Genomic DNA, 23,243 nt, shown 5'->3' with positions numbered 1-23,243 from the left:
GTGAGCAACGGCGGCGTCAGGCGTCGACGCCGGGCGTCTCGTCGATGTGGCGGATAACGGAGAGAAACGCCATGTCGTCGGTGAGGTCCACCGCGGCCGCCTGCAGTCGCTCGCCCGTCGCTTCGATGTCGGCCACCAACGTCGCGTACTCCGGGTGGGCCGCCATCGGCTTCTCGGCAGCCGCCAGCGTCGCCTGTTTCGACAGGGCGGTGCAGTAGTTCCGGAGATCCGCGGCGTAGCGACTCCGGCGGAGGAGGTCCTCGACCGTCGCGACCAGCTCCGCCCGCGTCGGCGGCTTCTGGACGTAGGCGTCGAAGCCCATCTCGACGATGTCGACGTCGGGCTCGACGGCGGTCACCATCGCCATCCGGCACTCGGAGCCACGGTCACGGATCTCCGCGAGTATCTCCTCGCCCGATATGCCGGGCATCGTGCGGTCGAGCAACACGACGTCGACGCCCGTCGAGAGGGCGGCGAGTGCCGCCCCTCCGTCGGTCGCAACGCGGACCGTGTAGCGGTCCGCGAGCATCTGCCGGTAGGTCTCGGCGACTGCGGGCTGGTCTTCGACCACGAGGACGACCGGCCGGTCGCTCTCGCTTTCGTCTGTCCGACTGGCTTCGTCGTCGGCCGAGTGAGTCGTCTCGTCGTCTGTGGTCATCTGTCGGTCCCTTCGACTGTCGGCCGACGGGTCTCCGCAGCGTTCGTCGCCATCGTCTCGCTGGTCCTGTTGGTTCCACTGGTTCCGAGGGGTCCGCTGACACTGTCGCGTTCAGCGGATTCGCTCTCGTCGCGGGTGAACACCGCGGTCGTCCAGCCGTCGACGGCCGAGTCGAACTGCTGGCCACCCCAGAGAGTCACTATGATACAAATAATTACTGGCCGAGCTGGTATAAATATATGCGTCGATGAGATGTCACGGTTCACCTGTCGAAGCCGGTGACAAGATCCATCGGCTCTCAGCTCCGCACGATGTAGACGTCGTAGGCGACGTCGGTCGCGACTTTCGTTCCGATGCTCGACAGCGACGAGACGATGCGGCCCGCGTTGTCGCTGCCGACGAAGACGACCGTCGCGTCGACCTCCCTTGTGAGGCCCCGAATCGCCCGTGCGACCTCCGAATCCGTCGTGAACCGGCCGATGGTGGTGTGGCGGAACTCGGCGTCGGGGGCAGCCTCGGCGACCTGTTCGCGGAGTCTCTCGACGATCGTTTCGAGGTCGAACGGCTCGTCGGCGTCGAGCCATCCCTTCTTGCGGGCGTAGGGGGCGTCGTTCCGTCGGACGACGCTGACTGCGACCACAGGTTCGCCGAGGGCGTCGCCGAGGGTGACCGCGCGGTCGAGGGCGGCTGTTGCCAGTTCGGAGCCATCAAACGGGACGACAAACGTCATTGGGGGCGGTTCGTGGGATGAGAAAATAAGCGTTCAGTCGGAGACTGCGGCACCGCGTCAGCCGCCGTTATCAGTCGTCGGCAGCGGCCGCACCCTCGTCGAGGTCGACGTCGACGTCGCCGCCGGGACCGCGGGTCGCGTCGGCGTCACGCCACGTGCCACGGCGGTACCACGCGTAGGCCATGGCCGCCCCGGCGACGTTGGAGACCGAGAAGGCGAACCAGATGCCGTTCTGTCCCGGCACGAACTGCTGGGAGCCGATCCAGGCGACCGGGAGCCGAATCAGCCCGAGCATCGTGATGGCGATGGCGGCGGCGACGATGGTCTGGCCCGCACCGCGGAAGCTGCCGGTGTAGGCGCGCATGATACCGATGAAGCCGAACGTCGGCGCGACCCACCGAAGGAACGCGGCGGCGACGTCGACGACAGCCGGGTCGTTGGAGAACACCGCGGCGATGGGCTGTGCCGCGAGGATGGCGACGACGCCGAGCAGTGAGAGGACGACGAACATCACCTTCGCTGCGAAGTTCGCCGCTCCCTCGGCGCGGTCGGGCTTGCCCGCGCCGATGTTCTGGCCTGTCATCGTCTCGACGCCGCGGGCAACGGCGATGGCGGGGAGGAAGATGACCGAGAAGATGCGGACGCCGATACCGTAGCCGGCGACGACCTGCGTCGAGAACAGCCCGACGATGATCAAGAGGAGGTTGACCGAGAGCGCGCGGCCGGTCCCCTCGATGGAGGCGGGCACGCCGATCCGGAGCAGTTTGCGGGCGTACGAGAAGTTCGGCGTCATCTGCGAGAGCCGGATCTGGACGCCGCGGGTCCCGCTGAACATGATGCCGAGACCGACGACGAGCGCGAGTGCCCGCGAGAAGATGGTCGCGACGGCCGCGCCCGTGATGCCGTCACCGGTGTAACCCGTCGCAGCGTAGAGGCTCGCTTCGAGTCCCTGTAGCCCGAGCATCGAAAAGAGCGGGTTGTCCGTGAACCCGAAGATGAGGAAGGGGTCGAGGAAGATGTTCAGTACCACAGAACCGAACATGACGAGCATCGGCGTGATGGTGTCGCCGTAGCCCCGCATGAGCGAGATGAAGACGAAGAAGCCGAACATGAAGACGAGACCGAGCGAGATGACCTGCATATAGCTCGTCGCCAGCGGCAGCACGTCCGGCGACGCCCCGAGCAGGCCGAGGAACTGGTCGACGCCGAGATAGCCAACCGTTCCGAGCAGGACGGCGGCGACGAGCGAGAACGTCACCGTCTGGGAGGCGGCGTACTCGGCCTCCTCCTCCTCCTCGGCACCGGTGTGTTGGGCGACGAGGACGCTCCCGGCCACCGACAGCCCCATCCCGAGCGCGATGAGGAGAAAGACCATCGGGAAGGCGAAGCTGATGGCGGCGAGTGCTTCTGTACTGTATTGGCCGAGCCAGAAGGTGTCGGCGAGGTTGTACGCCGTCTGCAGCAGATTGGTGACGACGATAGGCAGCGAGAGGTAGAACAGCGGCTTCGCGATAGAGCCTTCGGTCAGATTGATCTCCTCTTGGCCCTTGAAGACGGAGTCGAGTCGGTCGCGGAGACTCACGCTGTGACCTCCCCGGACTCCTTCACGTCGACGCCCTCGACGAGCAGTTCCGTCCGGATGTACTCGTGGAGCAGCCGCCGACTCTCCTCGAACGGCGCGCCGGTGGCGACGAAGCGGGTCTGCGCGCCCGTCAGATAGGTCTTGACGAACGTCGCCACGTCTTCGGGGTCACGCTCGGGGACGACGAGACCGGCCTCGATGCCGTCGGCGACGAGTTCCTCGATGCGGTCGCGGAGCCGTTCGTCGAACAGCGTCAGCCGTTCGCGGTAGACCGGTTCGTAGGGGGCTTGGGCCTTCAACTCGAGGACGGCCGTCTTGAACTCCGCGTCCGGCGCGTCCTCCTCGGCCGACGGCTCGACGAGCATCGTGTCGACGAGCGCGAACAGCCGCTCGACGGGGTCGTCGCCCTCGACGTCCGCGAGATGCTCCTCGAAGTCGTCTAGGAGATGTGAGAGGAAGGTCTCCAACAGCTCCTGCTTGCTGTCGAAGTGGTAGTGCAGCGCGGCCTTGCTCTTGTCGCACTCGTCGGCGATGGCCTGCATGGTCAGGTCAGTGTACCCGTGCGTACAGAGCGCGCGATACGTCGCGTCGACGATGTCGTCGGCTGGTTCCTGTGGCATTGGTTGGGACTCGAAAAGGTGGTTATCTCACTTACTGACTGGTCAGTCAAAAGCGTTCGGAACGCCGAAGACCGTGGGAAGGCGGCTCATATTCGGCGTCTCTGACCTATCCGTTCAGTTACTAAAACGCCGTTCAGGGAACCCTTACAGGCGTGGCGGGACATGAATGAAATGCACATGTCCGACTACGAACTCGACCCCCTGCCGTACGACTACGACGCACTCGAACCGAACATCTCCGAGCAGGTCCTGACGTGGCACCACGACACGCACCACCAGGGCTATGTCAACGGCTGGAACAGCGCCGAGGAGACGCTCGAAGCCGCCCGCGAAGAGGGTGACTTCTCCGGCTCCGCCGGTGCCATCCGCAACGTCACGCACAACGGCTCCGGCCACATCCTCCACGACCTCTTCTGGAACTCCATGTCCCCTGAGGGTGGCGACGAGCCTGAAGGCGCGCTCGCCGACCGCATCGCCGAGGACTTCGGCTCCTACGAGGCCTGGAAGGGCGAGTTCGAGGCCGCAGCCGGCAACGCCGGTGGCTGGGCACTGCTCGTCTACGACAGCTTCTCGAACCAGCTGCGCAACGTCGTCGTCGACAAGCACGACCAGGGTGCCCTCTGGGGCAGCCACCCCATCCTCGCGCTCGACGTCTGGGAGCACTCCTACTACCACGACTACGGCCCGGCCCGTGGCGACTTCGTCGAAGGCTTCTTCAACGTCGTCGACTGGGACGAGCCGAGCGCGCGCTACGAGCAGGCCGTCGAGCTGTTCGAGTAACGTCCTCGGTCTCTTTCGTGGGCACACGGTGCCGTCGGGTCCACCGACCGCACCACCGTCGTTTTCTTTCGCAGTGTCGACTGCGCCAGCGACGCGTCGGCTCGGCCACGGATTACACGGACGCCGTTCACAGTCGTCTCCGACCCGACAGAAGGCACAACCGTTATGTTTCTGGCGTGGGACATACGACCGGAATGGGAGGAACCGAGTCATGCCAGCCGTACCACACTATCCATCGGACGAACCGGACAGCCCCACGCGCGCACCGGATCTGAACGACCTCGTCGACCGCATCATCCGCGGCGGCGACGAGCGGTCGCCACCGCCTGCGGCTGTCTGACCCGTTCCGACGACCGCGCCGTTTTTCCACAGTCTTCACCCCCCGCCAGCCGACCGGCCGCTCGCTTCTGTGTTCGGCTCGCCCGTCGCCCGCGACAGTCACGGACCGTTCGTCCGCGACAGCCACGGACCGTTCACCCGCGACGCCCACGGATTCATACTCCCCCGCGTGCGAGATGACGGGAGATGCAGCCCTTCCGCGACGTCCCCGACGTGTCGGCCGCTCCCGACGGACTCCTCTCGGGCCATCTCTGGCTCTACGAGGCGGTTGTCGGCGCGCCGTTCCGGTTTCAACTGCAGCCCTCGGGCCGCCTCCGCGTCGGCGACGCCGACCGGGAGTACGACCCCGAAGACGTCCCCCCGCAGTACCGCCACGTCGTCCGGCACGTCCGCGAGACCTGCGACTGGGCCGCGCTCCGCTCGGCCGTCGACGACGTGTCGTCGGTCGTCTTCTTCGGCCACGCCATGCAACACCGCGGGCTGGACTACGACTGGACGCGGACGCCAGCGTTCCTCGGTAGCGACGTCTGGAACGGCGCGACCGGCGACTTCCTCGGCGTCGACGCCGTCGAACACGTCTTCGAGCGGCTCGGTCTCGACTCGCTGAACACCGTCGCCAAAGAGGTTCGCGCGGCCGACTTCGACCCGACGAGCTACGAGTTCCCCACCTCCGCGTGGTACGACGGGCCGGTCGCTGGCGTCGTCCTCCGGAACAAACGCGGCGGCTGTGCGCGACTCGACAACCCTGCCGTGACGGTCTCGACGCGGACGCCCGACGACGCGCTGGCCGCCGACCAGTCGCCCGAGGCACTCGCGGCCGACCTCGTGACGTCGGCGCGCGTCCGACAGGTCGTCTCGCGGCTGGAGGCGCGGGGCTATCCCGTCACGTTCGACGCGGTCTACGACCGCCTCTTGCAGACGCTCTTCCGCGAGCATCCACCGGACGCCTTCACCGGCGACGTCGACGGCCGTGCCTTCCGGTCTGCGGTCGCCGAGCGGACCCGCGACGCGCTCGACTGAGCCGCCTTTCGGTGGGGTTGGCCTCCCCCTCTCGGCCGCGCTCACCCCGGTAATCGGGCCTTACTACGTGGTAGTCTCTAGCAAGCTATGCCGGACTCTCGCGACTATATTAGATATGTCCCTCCAAACCGCGAGCCCTCCAGCTCTCGACCGTGCGATGGCTGTGACGGCCGTCCTCGGCGTCGCCTGTCTTCTCACCCTCTCGGTCTTCATCTACAGCTTCGTCGGCACCTTCGTCTTCGGCATCTTCATCTACTACTCGGTCAGGCCCATCTACCGGGTCTTCCGCCGCGTCGTCCCCTCCGGCGGCCTCGCGGCGTTCCTCTCGATGTTCGCACTCGCCCTCCCCGCGCTGCTCGTCGTCTTCTACGCCGTCACCGTCGCTGTCAACGACTTCGGCCGTCTCCTCACCAACCAGCGGAACGTCGCACTCCTCTCTTCGGTGCTCGACCGGTACGTCACCGCCGTCCCTACGGCCATCGACCCGGAGGCGTTGCTGTCGCGTGACATCGACGTCGGACTCGTCGTCCAGTCGGTCACCATCGCACTCGACATCCTCTCGCAGTCGTTCTCGCTGCTCGGGCTCGGGGTCATCCATCTCTTCATCATGCTCACGCTGGCGTTCTACCTGCTGCGTGACGGCGACCAGCTGGCCTCGTGGGGTCGCAACTGGGTCTCCAACGACGCCCTCTTGGCCTACGGGCAGGCGGTCGACCGCGACCTCAGAAACGTCTACTTCGGCAACATCGCCAACGCGGCGGCGACGGGTGCCATCGGCGTCATCGCCTACACGCTGCTCAACGTCTACCTCGCGCCACGCGGCGCGGCGATCCCGTATCCGGCACTCTTGGGGATGCTCACCGGCGTCGCCAGCTTGATTCCGATGGTCGGGATGAAGCTGGTCTACGTGCCGGTCTCGCTCTACCTCACCGGCACCCTCGTCCTCGCCGGTCGCGAAGACCTGCTGTGGTTCGTCGCCGCCTTCGTGCTCGTCTCGCTCGTCGTCGTCGACACCGTACCCGACATCGTGCTCCGGCCGTTCGTCTCCGGCGGCACGCTCCACAGCGGGACGCTCATGCTGACGTACGTCCTCGGGTCGTTGCTCTTCGGCTGGTACGGCATCTTCCTCGCGCCGCTCCTCCTCGTCGTTACGGTGGAGTTCGTCCGCGTGCTGTTGCCGCAACTGCTCCACGCTCACGGTGATGACGTGGTCGTCCCCACCGAACTGACTGCGGGAGCACCGGCGTCCGAGTGGACAGCCGACGTGCTCGGACGCTCCGCCGAGGGTGACGACTGAGAGCTGAGTCGCGTCGCCGAGAACGGGAGTCACGCCACCGAAAACGGGGGTTGCGTCGAGGACGGGAGTCACGTCGCCGAAAACGGGAGTCGCGTCGCTGGTCGGGCGAACCGAACCCCGCGGTGGCTGGCTTACTGACTCGCCGTCGACTGGTACTGTGCGCAGACCCGTCGCAGCCCTTCTTTGAACGACACCGACGGCTCCCAGCCGGTCGCCGCGGCCATCTTCGTCGTGTCGGCCATCGTGTCGTGGACGTAGATGTCCTCGGGAATCGGGTTCTCGACGTACTCCGGGTCGATGCTGGTCCCGAGTTCGTCGTTCAGTTTCTCGACGAGCGTGTTCAGGTCGTAGCTCTCGCCGGTCCCGAGGTTGTAGACGCCGTTCAACTCGTTCTCGGCGGCGGCGACGAGGCCGTCGACGATGTCGTCGACGTGGGTGAAGTCACGGGTCTGGGTGCCGTCGCCGTAGATGACCGGGGCCTCGCCGGCGGCGAGGTCGTCGGCGAACTGCGCGATGAGGTTCGCATACTCGCCTTTGTGTGCCTCCGCACCGCCGTAGCCCTGATAGACCGAGAAGAACCGCATCCCCGCCATCGACATCCCGTAGTGGTGGTGGAAGTATTCGGCGTAGCGTTCGCGAGCGAGCTTCGACGCCTCGTAGCCCGTCCGAGCCTCGACGGCCATGTCCTCGGGCGAGGGTTCGGTCCGGTTGCCGTAGATCGAGGAGGTCGTCGCGTAGACGACGGTGTCACAGCCGTCCTGCCGAGCTTGGTCGACTGTGTTGACGAAGCCTTCGACGTTGACGCGGGCACCCTGCGTCGGGTCCTCCTCGTGCATATTGTACGAGGAGAGTGCCGCGAGGTGAAACACCACGTCGACGTCGGTCGGAAGGTCGTCGTCGAGGACGCTCCCCTCGACGAACTCCACGTCGTCCGAGAGGTTCTCGGGTGTGCCCAGATAGCCGTCGTCGAGTGCGACGACGTCGTTGTCCGCTGCCAGTCGGTTCGCGAGGTTCGAGCCGATGAAGCCCGCCCCACCGGTTACCAAGAGCCGCTTGTCTTTCACACACCAATATGCGAGAGACCCCTTTCAAAAATATTTCGGCTAGTAATATTTATTGTAATTGGCCTTGTAGGCAGCTCGGTTTAGTCGAACCCCCGGACGGCAGGCGGGCATCTGAATTTATCTGACGTATGTCGCACAATCGTCTGACAAACTAGTTGTTATTGTCATTTGGCCGGTATACTTTTGAGTATTTATGAAAACAATCGCGTGTGACCGACACCAAAGACCTTCTGCGGCTTCTCTTTCGTCGAGACGACATCGTCGCTCATATTAGTGACGGTCCGATCGATATCCGTTCTCTCACAGCGGCCGTCGACGTCTCGCGACCCACCGTCCACCGGAGTCTGAAATCTTTGCAGGAACACGACGTCGTCACCGAGACACCGGACGGCTACCGTCTCACCACGTACGGTCAACTCGTCTTCGACCGCTACCGTTCGACGCTCTCGGAGTTCGAGACGGTCCACCAGAACAAGTCGCTCCTGTTGGCACTGCGCGACTCGGCCGAGATCTCGTCGGATATGCTGGAGGGTGCGAGCTACACTCGGAGTCTGCCGTTCGCCCCGGAGCGACCACTCGGCGTCATCGAGTCGGTCGTCCGCGAAGCGACCACTGTCCGGGGGTTCTCCCCGGTCATCGTCGGCCGATACGTCTCGCTGTTTCACGACCAACTGATGACGACGACGCTCGACGCGGAGATCCTCACGACTCCCGCCGTCTTCGAGTATCTGGTGTCGAACTGGCCCGACCAGTTGGAGGAGACCATCGACGCCGGCTTGAGCTGTCTCGTCGTCGACGACTCGCTCCCGTTCGGTCTCATCGTCGTCGACGAGCCGGTCGAACGCGTCTGTGTCATCGTCTACGACGACGGGACGCTCCGTGGCGTCATCCAGAACGACAGCCCCGCCGCGGTACAGTGGGCTCGTGACTTCTACGAGTCGTACCGCGAGAGGGCGACGCAGCCGAGCATCAACGAGTAGTCTGGCGTCGACCACTGTCACCGTTCTTCTGCAGCTATCCGGCGAGCGGCGCGCTCGTCACCGGTCGTCGACCGGCGTGTTCCTCGGACCTGCCGCCGCTTCGGACCCCACGTGCTGCAGTGGTGTTCGGCTGCTATGCCGCTGTTCAGTCGGTGAACAGCGACTCACCTCTCTAGGTTCGTTTCAACCTTCCAGGCGCGATTCAGTAAATTTTCTCTATAAAGTGAAGTAATAATATGTGGCTCTACAGCGGTTTCTCTGACGATGGAGTCGATATAAAATGTCATTTGAGAAGTGTACTGCCAAGCGAGGCTGTGCTCCGCCAGCGGGTGGTCACGGTCTCGACGACTATCGCCGACGGTTCGACACCGGTGGCGACACCGAATGGAGGGGAATCGGCTGGTGACGTGGTCGAGCCAGCGACTCCGAGCCTATCTGTCGGCGAACCGTCAGACAGTGTTGAGTCTCGCTGTCACCGTGGTTCTCCTCGGGTCGCTCGTCGCGGTTGCGACGCCCTCTGCGGCCGTCGAGACGACGTTGACCGGTCCCGACGAGGTCGACCGCAACGACCGCATCACGACGACGGCGACGGTCGACCTGACCGACGACGAGCGCGTCCCCATCGACGCCTTCGTCCTGACGCTGCGTCCGGACGGCGTCGACGACGCGCTGACCGTGACGTTCGCGCCGAACGGGACCGTCCTCGACGTGGGTCCCGAAGACGGGACGGTCAACAACGGCGACATCCGAGTCGAGCAGTTCGTCGAATCGCTCACGATCACGCCGACCGACCGAAACGCTCGCTACGGTTACGGCTACCGGACGGGTGCCGACGGTGACGAGACGCGTGACTTCGGATACGGCTACGGCTACGGCTACGCCGACACCGACACGCCCGAGTTCGGCTACACCATCGCGTTCGACGCGACGGCACTCGACCGCACGGCCTTCGTCGGCCAACTCAGCGTCGACACCGGCGACGAGACGGCGTTCGCCTCCGAGGAGTTCGCGTTCGAGGTCACCCGTCCCGGCAACCGGGGCGGTGGCGACGGGCCCGGTGACGACGACGCTGGTGACGGCGACGACGCGGACGACGGTGACGATGCCGACGACGACGCGGACGACGACCGTCGTGGGCCGCCGTTCGACCGCCTGTTCGACAGGCTGTTCGACCGCTTCGACCGCCACGACGACTCGGACCGCTCCGACCGGTCGGACCGGTTCGATCGGCACTGGCGACACGGTCTCGCTGACTTCTTCGACCGCGTCCTGACGGCGTTCGCCTCCGGTCACTCGGGCACGTTGGCGACCGACCTCGCAGGAGGGAGCGTCAGCTAACCGATGTCTTCCGACACCGACCGCTTCGACGTCCGTCAGTTCGCTGCCGACCCGGTAGGAGTCGTCCGCCGACACGTGCTCGGCGACGACCTCTTGCACCACGGCAGCGTGATGGCCGTCGCGACGGCAGCCAGTGGCGCGCTCAACTACGCCTACCAGGTGTTCATGGGCCGGGCACTCGGCCCGGAGCAGTACGGGGTGTTCGGCGCGCTGTTCGCGCTGTTCTACATCGTCAACGTACTGGGCAGAGGCATCCGGTTCAGTGCGACACGGTTCACGGCCGAACTCGCCGACGACGGACCCGCACTCGCGGCGTTCACTCGGGGGTTCATCCGCCAGTCGACGCTGTTCAGTTGCGGCGTCTTCGTCGCGTTGGTCGCACTCGCACCGCAGTTGAGCGGCTTCCTCGACGTGTCGCCGACGCTGTTCGTGCTCGCCATCGCCGGCACCGCGCCGTTCGGACTGGCGTTGACCGCGAACTTCGGCACGCTGCAAGGTCTCCAGTGGTTCGTTCCGCTGGGCGGCTACAAGGTGCTGCTCGCTGCCGTCAAACTCGCGTTCGGTGTCGGACTCGTCGTCCTCGGCTACGGGGTGCACGGGGCGTTCGGCGCGCTCGTGCTCTCCTCGGTCGTCGTCTTCGGCGCGACGACGCTCCATCTGCGTCGTCGGCTCGGAACGCCCGACCGCTCGCCGAGTTTCGACTACCGGCGTGCGTACCGCTACACCGGCCCAGCGGTCCTCGCCGGATTCTGTATGACCGTCCCGACGACGGTCGACGTCATCCTCGCCAGACACTTCTTCTCGGCACAGCTCGCGGGACTCTACGTCTCCGCGTCGGTGCTCGGGAAGATACTCGTGTTTCTCCCCATGGGAATCAGCACCGCGCTGTTCCCCAAGGTCTCGACGGACGAGACCGACGAGACCACGACGATGGCCCCGACCGGACTGCTCACCCGAGCGCTGGTCTACACCGCCGGCATCGCAGGTGCCGGCGCGGCCGTCTACTGGGCTGCCCCACGGTTCGTTCTGACGACGTTCTACGGGGCTGCATACGCCGACGCCGCCCCCATCCTACAGTGGTACGGGGTGGCGGTTCTCGCTTTTGCACTGGCCAGCGTCGTCCTCAATTTCGAGCTGGCACGCGACCGTAACCGGTTCGTCTACGTCTTTACCGCCTTCTCCGTCGTGGAGATCGCCCTGATGTGGGCACTCCACTCCTCCCCGCTGCAGTTCGTCCAGGTCCTGTTGCTCGGCAACATCGCCCTGTTCGTCCTCGGACTCTTCGAGGTGCACTCATGAGCTTCAAATCCACGCAACCCACCGTACCGTTCGATTCAGCATCGTCACAGCCGACGCGCTCCGTCGTCGTTCCCGTCTACGCAGAGTCGCCCTCGATGGTCGTCTCGCTGGTGAACGACCTCCACGCCGCCGGCTGGCAGGAGGTCGTCGTCTGCGCCGACCGTCCGGACTCCGACCTGCGCGAGACGCTCGACGCGCTCGCGACCGACGCCGACACGCTCGTCTCCGTCAGCGAGACACGTCGTGGCAAGGGCGGCGCGCTCATCGACGGGCTCGACCGCGCCGACGCCGACATCGTCGGCTACGTCGACGCCGACGGCGCGATTCCCGTCGGCGAACTCGACCGTATCTACGACGTCGTCGCCGACGGCGACGCCTCGGTCGCGGTCGGCTCCCGCGACGTCGAGGGCGACTGCCGGGTCTCCCAGACCCCGATTCGGCAGTGTCTCGCCCGCGGCTACCGGTCGCTCGCCCGACGCGTCACCCACGCCCCCATCGAGGACTTCCAGTGCGGCGCGAAGGCGTTCCGCGCGGAGGTCTGGGAGCAGGTGTCGAGACAGATGCGCGAGACGGGCTTCGCGTTCGACACGGAACTCGTCGCCCGCGTCCACCGCCGCGGCTACGAGGTCGAGGAAGTCCCCATCGCGTGGGACGACCCCGGCGACAGCAGCGTCTCGCCGACCCGCGACGCCCCGGATATGCTCCGGTCGCTCTACCGGATCCGCAAGAGCGTCCGTGGCCCGGCCCCCGAAGCCCCCGGGTCGGCCGACGACGACGCCACGAAGGTCGCGCTCGTCACCTCCCACCCGCCGAACCGCGGCCATCTCGCCGAGTACGGCGAGGAACTCGCCCGCGCCTACGGCCAACGCGACGACGTCGACGTGACCGTCCTCGCCCGGCGCAGCGACAGTGCCCCACCGGTCGAGTTCCGCCGCGGCTACGAGGTCCGGCGCGTCTGGGACCGAGACTCGCTCGACGGTGCCCGCGCACTGCTCGACGAACTGGTCGCCGGCGACTACGACGCCGTCCAGTTCAACATCCACATGACCTACTTCGGCAACGAGAACGTGCATCGCTTCATTGGCCTCGTCCTCCCGCCGCTGCTCAGTCGCGTCTACGGCATGACCGTGCTGACGACGATGCACGACCTGCTCGAAGTCGTCGAGGAGGACATGGTCGACGAGAACATCGGCCTCGTCGAACAGGCTGGCGCGCGGGCGGCGACCCAACTGCTCCTCATGGGTGACGCGTCGACCGTCACCTCCGAGGAGTATCTCGACATCGTCACCGACCGCTACTACTCGCCGAACGTCCACCACGTCCCCCACGGGACGTTCGCCTACGCCGACGGTGGCCTGCCACACATCCCCGAACCGTTCCGTATCATGGTGTTCGGCCATCTCAGCCCGACGAAGGACATCGAGACGGTCGTCGAGGCGTTCGAGCAGGTCCGGATGTCGGTTCCGGACGCCGAGCTCGTCGTCGCCGGCGACTCGCATCCGGGCTTCCCGGACCACCGCGAGACGCTCGAAGCGAAGTACGGCGACCGCCCCGGTGTGGAGTTCCTCGGCTACGTTGAGGACGACGAGATGGACGACGTCTGGGGGAACGCCTCGGCCGTCGTCATGCCCTACCGGACCTGTACCGGCGTCAGCGGCGTGTTCCAGTTGGCCAAAACCTACGGCACGGCCGTCGTCAGCTCCGACGTCGACGGGATGCGGACCTCGACGGTCGAGACCGGCGGCGACGCCGCCTTCTACGAGTCGGGCGACCCGACCGCGCTGGCGGACACGCTCATCAATCTCTGGGTCGACCGCGAACGCCTGCAGGAGATCGCCCGCGCCAACGCCGACGCGGCCGCGGCCTACACCATCGGCGACACCGCCGAACGGATGGTCGAACTCATCGACCGGGAGGTCTCCGCGTGAGCGAGAGTCGTTTCGAGTGGCTCGGTCAGGCCGAGAACGACGTCCTCGCCCGCCTCGCCACCGAACCTTGCCCGCAACGCCAGTGCGACGGGACCCTCAATCGCGGCGAGTACAAGGACGCACCCGCCGTCGTCTGTGACGCCTGCGAGGTCCCCGCGGCCCGCCTCTGGAGTGACGACGCGTGAGCGGCTCGGGACCCCACAGCGACGACCGGAGCCGCACCGACGCCGTCATCGAGGGGGTGGACACGGCCAAACGACGGCTGATGCAGTCGCTCCCGGACGGTGTCAAACGTCGGCTCGTCGGCCCGTACAACCGGGTTCTGACGGTCAAGGCCGACCGCGAGTACCGCCGTCGCCAACGACGGCTCCCGTCGCGGTCGCCCGCAGCGGGCGCGCCGGACCACGTGGTCTGCGTCGTCGTCGACGCACTCCGCGCCGACGCCGTCACGGCCGCGGACAGCCCGTTCCTCCACGAGCGACTGGCGCGTGACCTCGTCACGCCCGCGCCGTGGACGTTCCCGGCCGTCACCTCGCTCGTCACCGGCGAGTATCCGCACGAACACGGTGCTATCCGCCAGACTGACGCGGCCGACACCGGGTCGACGGACCTCGTCATCCCGCCGAAGCTCCCCGACGAGCGGACGACTCTGCCGGACGCCTTCGGCAGTGCGGGTTACGACACCTACGGCGGCTTTGCGTTCCATATGCCCTTCTTCGCCATCGGCGGCCGGTTCGAGTCCCACGACGTCTCCGACAAGGCGGACGTCATGACCGTCTTCGAGGACTACCGCGAGTGGCTCGCCGAGACGGAGCGCGAGCGGACGTTCTCGTATCTCCACGTCGGCGACCTGCACGAACCGGTCGACCCCCCGGCGAGCTACTGGGACCGCTACGACGTCGACGGCACGATTCCCGACATCACGACGTGGGACTACACGGACGCCGCCGACCCCGGTCCCGAGGGCGAACGCTACCGTGAGCACCGACGCCGACTCTACCGGGCCGCCCTCGCGCACGTGGACAACCGCCTCGCGCGACTCCGCAGCCATCTCGACCGTCACCTCGACGGCGACGTCGCGTTCGTCGTGACCGGCGACCACGGCGAGGCGTTCTGGGAGCACACGGGCTTCGACGCGGCGCGCTTCGCCGACTCCCGGCCCGCCTACTGCGTCGACCACGGCGGCACGCCCTACGAGTCGCTGGCCCGCGTCCCGCTCGCCGTCGACGGTCTCGACGTTGGCGGGAGCGACGACCCCGACACGAGCGACTCCAGTGCTCCCGCCTCGCTCGTCGACCTCGCGCCGACACTGCTCGACGCGGCCGGTCTCGACGACGCGCTGGACACGACCGGCGTCTCACTCCGCACGGGCATCCCGGCCGACCGCGTGACGCTCGTCGAGAGTGCCCGCTACGGCCACGAAAAGAAGGCCGCCTACGCGGACGGCTGGAAACTCGTCGTCTCGCAGGGCGACGACGAGTCGGTCGGCTTCGACCTCGCCGACGAGACCCCGACCGACCTCCCGAGCGACGTCGAACGCCGACTCACCGAGGCGCTGCCGGCGTGGCCGAACGGCGAACACGCCGACGTCCGCGTCTCCGGGATGGCCCAGGAGCGACTGGAGGACCTCGGCTATGTCTGAGCAGTTGGTCGCTCGTAGCGTCCTCGGCACCCGACCAGCATCGACTTTCGACCACCCCTCGCGCACGTCGACCCCGGCGTGTCGCGCACTCACCGTTTCAGTACACACTGCAGCTATGAACGTCAAAACCCCACCCAAGACCGCCCTACCGACCGTTCTCACCAACGAACCGACCGCTCCCACGACGGAGGTCGCCGCATGAGCACGAAGGTCTGCGTCCTCGGTCTCGACGGGGCCACGTGGGACCTGCTCGACCCGTGGCTCGACGATCTGCCGACCATCAAATCCTTCGCCGACGAGCGGCGGACGACCCTCGACAGCTGTATCCCACCGCTGTCGATGCCGGCGTGGAAGGTCTACTCGACCGGGATGAACCCGGGTGACCTCGGCGTGTTCACCTTCGTCGAGCCTGACTTCGAGGAGGAGCAGTTCACGACCGTCACGAACGAGTCGTTCACGACGCGCGAACTCTGGGACTATCTCGGCGAAGCGGGCCACCAGAGTGCCGTCGTCAACATGCCGACGACCTACCCGCCGCGGGACATCGACGGCTGGCAGATCAGCGGGCCGTTCTCGGGCAAGCAAGAGGACTACACGCGCCCGGAAGAACTCGGCCGGACGCTCGACAGGAACGACTACACCATCCTCCCGGAGTACTACCTCTCGCGGGACCCCGACGACATCGACGGCGCGGTCGAGTCCGTCGAGACGAAGCTCCGGACCGCCCTCGGCTTCACCGAGACGGCCGACTTCGTCCACACGACGCTCTATCTGACCGACACCGTCCAGCACACCGAGTGGGACTCGCCGGTCTGCAAGTCCTTCTGGGAGTCCGTCGACGAACAGCTCGCGTGGTTCCTCGACGAACTCGGCGACGACTGGAACGTCGTCCTCATGTCGGACCACGGCTTCGGCTACACGAAGGGGCGGTTCTACCTCAACACGTGGCTCGAACAGGAGGGTTACATCCACATCGACGACTCCGGCTTCGACTTCGGCGACCTGTTCGGGCTGATGGGGCTGGACTACGACCGGGCACTGGCGCTCATGCAACGACTCCGACTCTCGGGTGTCGTCCTCGAGACGCTCCCCGAGAGCTTCCTCCGGAAGGTCGCCCGTCAGATGCCGGGAAACCGGAAGCTGGAGGGCTTACAGGACAAGATCGACTGGGAGGCCGACGCCGTCGCGCTCGCCCCGCTCGTCTACACCCGCAACGAGCAGGTCGCAGACGAGATTCGCGAGAAGTTGCTCGACGTCACCGACAGAGACGGCGAGCAGGTCATCGACGAGGTGTACTACGGCGAGGACATCTACCCCGACACCGACGTGCGGATGCCCGACCTCGTCATCAAGCACACCGACTACGGCATCAGCGACATCGTCAAACCTGGCGTGCTGTTCGAGTACGACGGCGACTGGCGGCACCACAAGACCGCCCACCACCGTCGCAACGGCATCCTGACCGCTCGCGGCCCCGACGTGGAAGACGTCGCGCTCGACGAACTGGAGCCGCGGCTGTACGACCTCGCACCGACCATCCTCGACGGCTTCGGCATCGACATCCCCGAGGAGATGCGCGGCGAGAGCATCGGCCTGCTCGGGTCGAACAGCGAACGCAAACCGCTCCCGGTCCAGCGCGACGTCGACCGCGTGGTCGAACACGACGAGAACGTCGAGCAGAAGCTCAAAGACCTCGGCTACCTGTAGATGGTCCGTCTGGTCTCCCTCGTGAGACGCCTCCGCGAGCAGCCACGGCTGGCTCACGCCGTCGGCTTCGCGACCTTCCTCGCCGTCTACGGGTCGTTGCTGTGGGGCATCCACCTCGGCCAGCTCTACACGTTCGGTGACTTCCCGCCGTTCTACGGGATGCGCGGCATGGAGAAACTCACCGACATCTGGGTCGAGCAGGGACTGGGCTTCTCGTACATCTACCACGTCCTGCCGCTCTATCTCGGCGCGGTCACCGCCGTCGGCGGCGCGCTCGCCCAGAACCTGCTGTTCCTGTCGTTTCTCCCGATTGGCTACCTCACGTTTCTGGTGTTCGGTAGGCGGTTCGTCGAGTCGGTTCCGGCACTCCATCTCGCGGCGTTCGTCTACGCGGTCAATCCCCTGACCATCGGCGAGTTCGTCAACGGCGGGATGGCGGCGCTCATCGGCTACGCGGTGCTGCCGCTCCTGTTGCACTATCTGTACGCCATCGTCGACACCGGGCTGTCGCCGTCGAACGACCGGTGGGACGAGTGGGCGGCGACGCTGAAGACGGGCATCGTCTTCGGGGCGACGACGATCAGCCCGTGGCTCGGCTTCTGGATGGTCGCGCCCTTCGCGGGCTATCTCGCCTACCGGGCACGTCGCTCGCCGCGGACGCTTGCGAAGCTCTGCGTCTCGGGACTGCTCGGTGTGCTCCTGTCGCTGCCGAGCGTCCACCACATGCTCCAGCGGGCACTCGGCTTCGACTCCGGGTCGGGCGTACTGGAGAGTACCCTGATGTGGAACTACACCGAGGCGAGCGTCTTCGCCGTCGCTCGCCTCGCGGGCAACCACGGTGTGATGGCGATGAACCGACTGGGCTACAACACCGACCCGGCGATGCTGGTCGGGCTGGTGATTCCGGGCATCGCACTGCTCGCCATCCGTCGGCGTCGGCTCCGGGTCTACTACGGCATCGCCGCGGCCATCGTCGCGTTCATGGTGTTGACCAAACACGGCTACACGACTGTCCTGTTCGAGTCGTTCCCGCCCGTGTGGTCGCTCCGCAACCCGGTGAAACTGCAGTATCCGCTGCTCGTCTGTATGAGCCTCCTGTTCGGTGCGGGGCTGGAGACGGTGCTCGGCGGTGGCCGACGCGATGTGGACAGTCGCTCGTCCGAACCGTTGGCTGCGGACACGGGCCACCGCCACGCGCTGACGGACGGCGGGTCGACGCTCGGAAGCAACGCCGTCGTCGTCGCGGTCGTCTGTCTCGCGTTGGTCTCCTACGCCGCCCCCGCCGCCGGCGCGCTCGGCTTACAGGAGGTTCGCGGGGACGACTACTACATCCCGCAGGAGCAAGAGGAACTGACCGACAAGCTGGATGGAACGGTCATGTGGGTGCCGTACGGCTACACGACCCAGCTGCGCCTGCGGCACACCGCCCCCGACCACGTCGGCATCAAGAGCGGCGGAGTGCTCCACGGCATCCAGAACACAGGATACGTCACCGACCTCTTCGAGGGGTTCACCGACGACCCCTCGGCCGTCCGGGCACAGCTCGCCCGACAGGGGGTGACCCACGTCGTCGTTGAGTCCGAACCGCCGGGCGACGTCGGCTTCGGCAGTCCCCGGGTCGTCGAACGCTGGGGCGCGCCGTGGCTGTGGGGTGCCCCCGAGAACTACGATACGATGCTCGACGAGAGCGACGGCTACGAGTACGCCTTCGAGTCCGGCAACTACACCGTCTACCGTGTCGAAGGCGCGGAGCCGACCGAGCGCTTCGAGCAGACGACCGGCGTCCACCGCCTCTACTACCCCGAGTCGTCCGGCGACGTCGAAACCGACGGGACGAACCTCGTCACCAACGGCGACTTCGCGGACGGTCTCGACGGGTGGTGGGCGTGGTCCGGTGAGGACGGAACCCAGACGACCGTCGTGAACACCACCGACGGCCGCGCCGTCGAGATGGTGACCGAGGAGGGCGACATCTACCCTATCGCCCAGTCGACGTCCGTCCGGTCGGGACAACCCTACCACCTCGAACTCGACGCCGAGGGGTCCGGGCAGGTCTTCCTGTACTGGTACAACGGTACCCAGTCTCCGGACAACCTCGTCGCGGTGGACAGTTACGCGCTCAACGCCACCCCGCGGACCGTCGTCTCGGAGGGGGTGACCGCCTCCGTGCGCATCCGGCCGAACGAGACGCGGTTACGGGTCGACGACGTCTCCCTCCGCCGGACGACCTACCCCCGACAGACGGGGCTGGCGGCGAACACCGAGGCGATTCCCGGTGTCGTCGTCGACGGGAGGTCGACAAACACGACGACGGGCGTCGCCGTCGGCGTCAACCTGAACGACAGCGAGACGGCCGCCGTCGACCCCGCGGTTCGCATCCGCGACGCCGAAACGGTCGTCGACGGGCGGTTGGTCTACGACGAGGACTACCGGCAGGGTGTCGGCGTCCTGCTCGAAGACGGCCAGTTGCCGGCGGCAGTCCCCGACGACGCGCGCACGGTGACGGACGAGACGCCGAACGGCACCGTGCTGGACTACTGGGTCGTCGGCGAGTTCGACGACCGGCCGGTGACGGTGCTCTACACCTCCTACGACGAGCGGTGGGAGGGCCCGGAGAACGCGACACACTTCCGCGCCTACGGCTGGGCGAACGGCTACGTCGACGCCGAGCCAGCCGAAATCGAGTGGACGGGCGGCGAGGTTCGCCGCATCGTCGTCGCTGTGTGGGGTGGGAGCTGGGTCGTCACGCTCGGGTTGCTCGGGGCCATCGTCGTCCACAGGCGTCGACGGCGTGCCGGCGGAGGTGACGAGCGACTGCTGTGAGCACCCCCGTCTCGCTCTCAGAGTGGCGTGCTCGCCTGTCCGAGAGCGGCCTCTCCGGATACGTCCTTCCCGCTGGCTACTTCTCGCTCCTGAGTCTCCTCGTCTGCTTTCCCCTCCTCGAACCGGGCTACGTCCTCTCGTTGGACATGATTTTCGCGCCCAACGCCGACTACCTCGGATTCGGCCTCGGGACGAAGGGTCCGCTGTACTACGGTCGGTTACCGTTCCTCCTCGTCCTCGACGGACTCGCACTCGTTGTCGACGACTGGGTGATTCAGAAGCTCATCCTCCTCGCGCTCCCCGTGCTCTGTGGCCTGTCGATGTACGCCGCCTGCGACACACGGACCCGGACGGCCGCGCTGTTCGCGGGGACGCTCTACGCCGTCAACCCGTTCGTCTCCGTCCGACTGCTCGCCGGCCACTGGTACTTCCTCCTCGGTTACGCCTTCGTCCCCCTCGCTGTCGTCGCGTTCGACCGGTACGTCGCGGGCGAGAAGGAGGGGTCGCTCGCCCACGCCGTCGGCTGGACGACGCTCGTCAGCGTGTTCGACCCGCACGCGACGGTACTAGTCGCGCTCGCCGGCGGCTGTCTCTGGTTCGTCCGGACGGTCGGTTCCGTCCGTGACAACCGGGCAACGACTGCGACTGCGGCGACGACGGCGACCACGAGCGCGACAACCCTCGCCCGTCGCTTCGGGCGATTTTGCCTCGTCGCGGCTGCGGTCAACGCCTACTGGCTCTTCCCCGCCCTCGCCGCGACGGTCGGCGGCGGGACCCAGTTGACCACTATCGACGGAGCCGACCTCACCGTGTTCAGCGCGCGTGGAACCGTCGCCGACAACGTCCCGCTCTCGGTGGCGATGCTGTACGGCTTCTGGCGCGGCGCGGCGACGACGACGGTCGACCTCCTCTCCCTGCCGGCCGTCCTCGCACTCCTCGCCGTCCTGCTGTATCTCGCCGTCTCGGGCGCGCTCCGCCGGTGGGCTGACCCGACCGTCCGCGGCGTCACCCTCGCCTGCATCGTCGCGTTCGTGTTGAGTCTCGGCGTGAGCACGCCGCTGTCCGATCCGCTGTTTCGGACGCTCACGGAACTCGTCCCGCCGCTCCGTGGGATGCGCGACTCCCAGAAGTTCGCTGGCTTGCTCGTCTTCGGCTACGCGTTTCTGGGGTGTCGAGGGGTGGACGCGCTCGTCTCGACAGACCGGCAGCCTGTGCGCCGCTTCGTCGACTCGAGCCGTTCGGTGGACCGCCGGACGCTCGCCCGTGTCGCCCTCGTCGCACTCGTGCTCCTCACGCCACTGGCCTACACCGCCCCGATGGTCACTGGCTTCGACGGCCAACTCGACTCCACGACCTACCCCGAGTCGTGGCACGCGGCGAACGACCACCTCGTCGCCGAGAGCGGGGATGACGAGGGGCGTGTCCTCTTTCTCCCGTGGCACGGCTATCTCACGTTCTCGTGGACCGAGCGGCGCGTCGCCACGCCGGCCCCGCTGTTCTTCGAGCGGCCGGTCGTCGCCGGCCACAACATCGAGGTCGGTGGCATCGAGACACGGGCGACCGACCCGACGCACGCTCGCGTCCGGGCGACACTGGCCGACCCGTCGGAGCCGACGTTCGGCGACGACCTCGCCGCCGTCGGTATCGAGCACGTCGTGCTCGCCCACGAGGCCGACTACCGCCAGTACGCCGAGCTCGCGGGACACGAGGACTTCGCCGTCGCGTTCGCTGACGAGGGGATTACCGTCTACGAGAACGAGGCGTACGAGTCCGCGGACGCGCCGTGGCCACGGGCAGGACCACCCGTCCCGACCGGCGCGCTCGCAGTCGGTGTCGGGGTCACGGTGGTGTCCGTCACCGTCCTCGGTCGTCGGGTCGGCCGTCGCCGACGCGGGTGACGCTCGACGGTGAGATCCGGACGCGAGGCTGTCGTGTCGTGTGCAGATGTCCGGAGTCGACACCACTGCTGTCCCCCGATGTTCACTCCGAAACCCACATCAATTATCGCGCTCGGCAGTCGTGGTCAACCTATGAACGCACGGGTAGCCACCCTCGACTACGACCGCTTCGACGTCAGCCCGCGTCGTGGCTTCGTCCCCGATACGGACCCGCTCACCGCTCTCGGTTCCGACTCCCATTCGACGCTCCGGCGGCTCGACGAACTCGGCGCGACGCTCCCCGAGCGGCTCGATGCCGGGACGCTCCGCGAGACGCTCTTCGAACTGGAGGTCCCCCCAACGGGGCTGTTCGACGACCTCTCGCGGGCCGAACTGCTCCACGTCTACCGCCTCGCGGGCTTTCTCGCCAACGTCGCGGTCCACAGCCCCGAGGGTCGCGTCGGCGACACGATCCCGGCGGGCGTCGCCGTCCCGCTCTACGAGTCGACGGCGCGGCTCGGCCGGACGCCCGTGCTCTCCTACGACGGCTACGTCCTCCACAACTGGGCGCGCGTCGCCGACGACGGCGGTTTCCGCCCCGACAACCTCGACGCGCTGACGACCTTCGTCGACCTGCCCGACGAGACGTGGTTTATCGCCATCCACGTCGCCATCGAGACCGCCGCCGGTCCCGCCATCGGTGCCATCGGCGAGGCGCAGGCGGCCGTCCGCGCCGACGACGCCGACGGCGTCCACGAGGCACTGGTGACGATGACCGACGCCATCGCCACCGTCGACGGGGTGCTCGCCCGGATGCCCGAACGCAACGCCCCGGAGAACTACGGCCACACCTTCCGACACTATCTGAAGCCGCTCGTCGACGTCGAGTACGCGGGTGTCGACGAACTCGACGGCCCGCAGTCCTTCCGCGGCGCGTCGGGCGCGCAGTCCAGCCTGTTCCCCGCACTCGACGCGGCACTCGGCGTCGACCACGGCGACAACCCGCTCGTCAGCCATCTGCGGACGCTCCGGGCGGATATGCCCCCGGAGCACAAGGCGTTCATCGCCGCCACGGCCGACGGGCCGAGCATCCACGAGTACGTCGCCGGTGACGAGCGGCTCGTGGCGGCCTACAACGCCTGTCTCGACCGCATGGTCGACTTCCGCGACCGCCACACGGGCATCGTCAGCCAGTATCTGACCGCGCCGCTCGGCGAGGATACGGGAACGGGCGGCACGCCACACGGCCGGTTTCTGGATATGTTCACCACCGATACGGCGGACACGCGGCTCTGAGAAATCGAAGAAGCTGCTCAGACCGACTGGGCGGCGGCTCCCGACATGAGCTGTTCGTACGGGGCGCACGCGGGGCACGCGTACACGTCACTGCTGTTCGTTCCGAAGACACGCGCAAAGCGCATCGTCACCAGGCTTCCACAGTTGTTGCAGGTTCTCATGGGTGGCTCCTGTGGAACCGTCGCTCCCGGTCGGCCGTCGACTCGCTCGGGGCGGGGTGGCAACGACGGTGGCCAATTCCCGCGGCCGACGGCCGACACGAC

Annotated in this window: 21 protein-coding genes; 14 read left to right on the top strand and 7 right to left on the bottom strand. The window is 66.9% G+C overall.

Translation table 11 applies throughout. The annotated features are described in order from the left end of the window. Window positions 1-16: 16 nt before the first annotated feature. The 5 genes from BLR57_RS14380 to BLR57_RS14360 all read right to left on the bottom strand — a co-directional run bounded on the left by BLR57_RS14380 (window position 17) and on the right by BLR57_RS14360 (window position 3,590). Window positions 17-658 (bottom strand): response regulator, encoded by a 642-nt coding sequence (locus BLR57_RS14380; RefSeq protein WP_089698715.1) that lies wholly within the window; start codon window positions 656-658, stop codon window positions 17-19. Next, on the bottom strand, window positions 655-858 hold the full coding sequence (locus BLR57_RS14375) for a hypothetical protein (RefSeq protein WP_089698713.1): 204 nt from the start codon (window positions 856-858) through the stop codon (window positions 655-657). Before BLR57_RS14375 ends, BLR57_RS14380 begins: the two co-directional genes overlap by 4 nt. A 98-nt stretch (window positions 859-956) precedes the next feature. Next, a complete protein-coding gene (locus BLR57_RS14370) occupies window positions 957-1,388 on the bottom strand; it encodes a universal stress protein (protein ID WP_089698711.1) in 432 nt (143 codons plus the stop codon). Between the two features lie 70 nt (window positions 1,389-1,458). Continuing rightward, entirely contained in the window at window positions 1,459-2,970 is a 1,512-nt protein-coding gene (locus tag BLR57_RS14365) for an MATE family efflux transporter (RefSeq protein WP_089698710.1), read from the bottom strand. Continuing rightward, window positions 2,967-3,590 (bottom strand): TetR/AcrR family transcriptional regulator, encoded by a 624-nt coding sequence (locus BLR57_RS14360; protein ID WP_089698709.1) that lies wholly within the window; start codon window positions 3,588-3,590, stop codon window positions 2,967-2,969. The genes BLR57_RS14365 and BLR57_RS14360 overlap by 4 nt, the downstream gene beginning before the upstream one ends. Before the next feature lie 177 nt (window positions 3,591-3,767). Here BLR57_RS14360 and sod point away from each other — a divergent pair, with 177 nt between their 5' ends. The 4 genes from sod (at window position 3,768) to BLR57_RS14345 (ending at window position 7,026) form a co-directional block, all read left to right on the top strand. Further along, window positions 3,768-4,370, top strand: a complete 603-nt coding sequence (gene sod, locus BLR57_RS14355; protein ID WP_089699069.1) for a superoxide dismutase — start codon at window positions 3,768-3,770, stop codon at window positions 4,368-4,370. 211 nt (window positions 4,371-4,581) lie between these two features. Next, window positions 4,582-4,710 (top strand): hypothetical protein, encoded by a 129-nt coding sequence (locus tag BLR57_RS19900; protein ID WP_280140456.1) that lies wholly within the window; start codon window positions 4,582-4,584, stop codon window positions 4,708-4,710. A gap of 185 nt (window positions 4,711-4,895) precedes the next feature. Beyond that, window positions 4,896-5,729: a hypothetical protein gene (locus BLR57_RS14350; RefSeq protein WP_089698708.1), complete on the top strand. Its 834-nt coding sequence runs from the start codon at window positions 4,896-4,898 to the stop codon at window positions 5,727-5,729. A gap of 115 nt (window positions 5,730-5,844) precedes the next feature. After that, window positions 5,845-7,026: an AI-2E family transporter gene (locus BLR57_RS14345; RefSeq protein WP_089698706.1), complete on the top strand. Its 1,182-nt coding sequence runs from the start codon at window positions 5,845-5,847 to the stop codon at window positions 7,024-7,026. 131 nt (window positions 7,027-7,157) lie between these two features. Here BLR57_RS14345 and BLR57_RS14340 read toward each other — a convergent pair whose 3' ends face one another. Then, window positions 7,158-8,090, bottom strand: a complete 933-nt coding sequence (locus tag BLR57_RS14340) for an NAD-dependent epimerase/dehydratase family protein (protein WP_089698704.1) — start codon at window positions 8,088-8,090, stop codon at window positions 7,158-7,160. 209 nt (window positions 8,091-8,299) lie between these two features. On the opposite strand from BLR57_RS14340, the gene BLR57_RS14335 reads away from it, so the two are divergent. The 10 genes from BLR57_RS14335 (at window position 8,300) to BLR57_RS14290 (ending at window position 22,980) form a co-directional block, all read left to right on the top strand. Further along, the gene (locus tag BLR57_RS14335; RefSeq protein WP_089698702.1) at window positions 8,300-9,070 is read left to right on the top strand and encodes a helix-turn-helix transcriptional regulator; all 771 of its coding nucleotides are present in this window, start codon (window positions 8,300-8,302) and stop codon (window positions 9,068-9,070) included. A 384-nt stretch (window positions 9,071-9,454) separates the two neighbouring features. Further along, window positions 9,455-10,408: a hypothetical protein gene (locus tag BLR57_RS14330; protein WP_089698700.1), complete on the top strand. Its 954-nt coding sequence runs from the start codon at window positions 9,455-9,457 to the stop codon at window positions 10,406-10,408. Between the two features lie 3 nt (window positions 10,409-10,411). Continuing rightward, a complete protein-coding gene (locus tag BLR57_RS14325) occupies window positions 10,412-11,707 on the top strand; it encodes an MATE family efflux transporter (protein ID WP_089698698.1) in 1,296 nt (431 codons plus the stop codon). Beyond that, a complete protein-coding gene (locus BLR57_RS14320) occupies window positions 11,704-13,635 on the top strand; it encodes a glycosyltransferase (protein ID WP_089698697.1) in 1,932 nt (643 codons plus the stop codon). Before BLR57_RS14325 ends, BLR57_RS14320 begins: the two co-directional genes overlap by 4 nt. Continuing rightward, window positions 13,632-13,820 carry an HVO_A0556 family zinc finger protein gene (locus tag BLR57_RS14315; RefSeq protein WP_089698695.1) on the top strand — a complete coding sequence of 63 codons (189 nt, stop codon included), beginning with the start codon at window positions 13,632-13,634 and terminating at the stop codon, window positions 13,818-13,820. Before BLR57_RS14320 ends, BLR57_RS14315 begins: the two co-directional genes overlap by 4 nt. Continuing rightward, the gene (locus tag BLR57_RS14310) at window positions 13,817-15,277 is read left to right on the top strand and encodes a sulfatase-like hydrolase/transferase (RefSeq protein ID WP_089698693.1); all 1,461 of its coding nucleotides are present in this window, start codon (window positions 13,817-13,819) and stop codon (window positions 15,275-15,277) included. Before BLR57_RS14315 ends, BLR57_RS14310 begins: the two co-directional genes overlap by 4 nt. Before the next feature lie 198 nt (window positions 15,278-15,475). Next, window positions 15,476-16,984: an alkaline phosphatase family protein gene (locus BLR57_RS14305; protein WP_089698691.1), complete on the top strand. Its 1,509-nt coding sequence runs from the start codon at window positions 15,476-15,478 to the stop codon at window positions 16,982-16,984. Next, window positions 16,985-19,807, top strand: coding sequence for a hypothetical protein (locus BLR57_RS14300; protein ID WP_089698688.1), 2,823 nt, complete (start codon window positions 16,985-16,987; stop codon window positions 19,805-19,807). Beyond that, window positions 19,804-21,705, top strand: a complete 1,902-nt coding sequence (locus BLR57_RS14295) for a hypothetical protein (protein WP_089698686.1) — start codon at window positions 19,804-19,806, stop codon at window positions 21,703-21,705. The genes BLR57_RS14300 and BLR57_RS14295 overlap by 4 nt, the downstream gene beginning before the upstream one ends. Window positions 21,706-21,837: 132 nt before the next feature. Further along, the gene (locus BLR57_RS14290; RefSeq protein WP_170830652.1) at window positions 21,838-22,980 is read left to right on the top strand and encodes a PrnB family protein; all 1,143 of its coding nucleotides are present in this window, start codon (window positions 21,838-21,840) and stop codon (window positions 22,978-22,980) included. A 17-nt stretch (window positions 22,981-22,997) separates the two neighbouring features. Here BLR57_RS14290 and BLR57_RS20045 read toward each other — a convergent pair whose 3' ends face one another. Next, complete coding sequence (locus BLR57_RS20045) at window positions 22,998-23,141, bottom strand: DUF7563 family protein (RefSeq protein WP_449271668.1); 144 nt, start codon at window positions 23,139-23,141, stop codon at window positions 22,998-23,000. Window positions 23,142-23,243 lie beyond the last annotated feature (102 nt).

The organism is Halogranum gelatinilyticum, assembly GCF_900103715.1.
GTDB classification, from domain to species: domain Archaea; phylum Halobacteriota; class Halobacteria; order Halobacteriales; family Haloferacaceae; genus Halogranum; species Halogranum gelatinilyticum.
The sequence above is the reverse complement of the archived record's forward strand: the minus strand, read 5'-3'. Positions and strand labels throughout refer to the sequence as shown.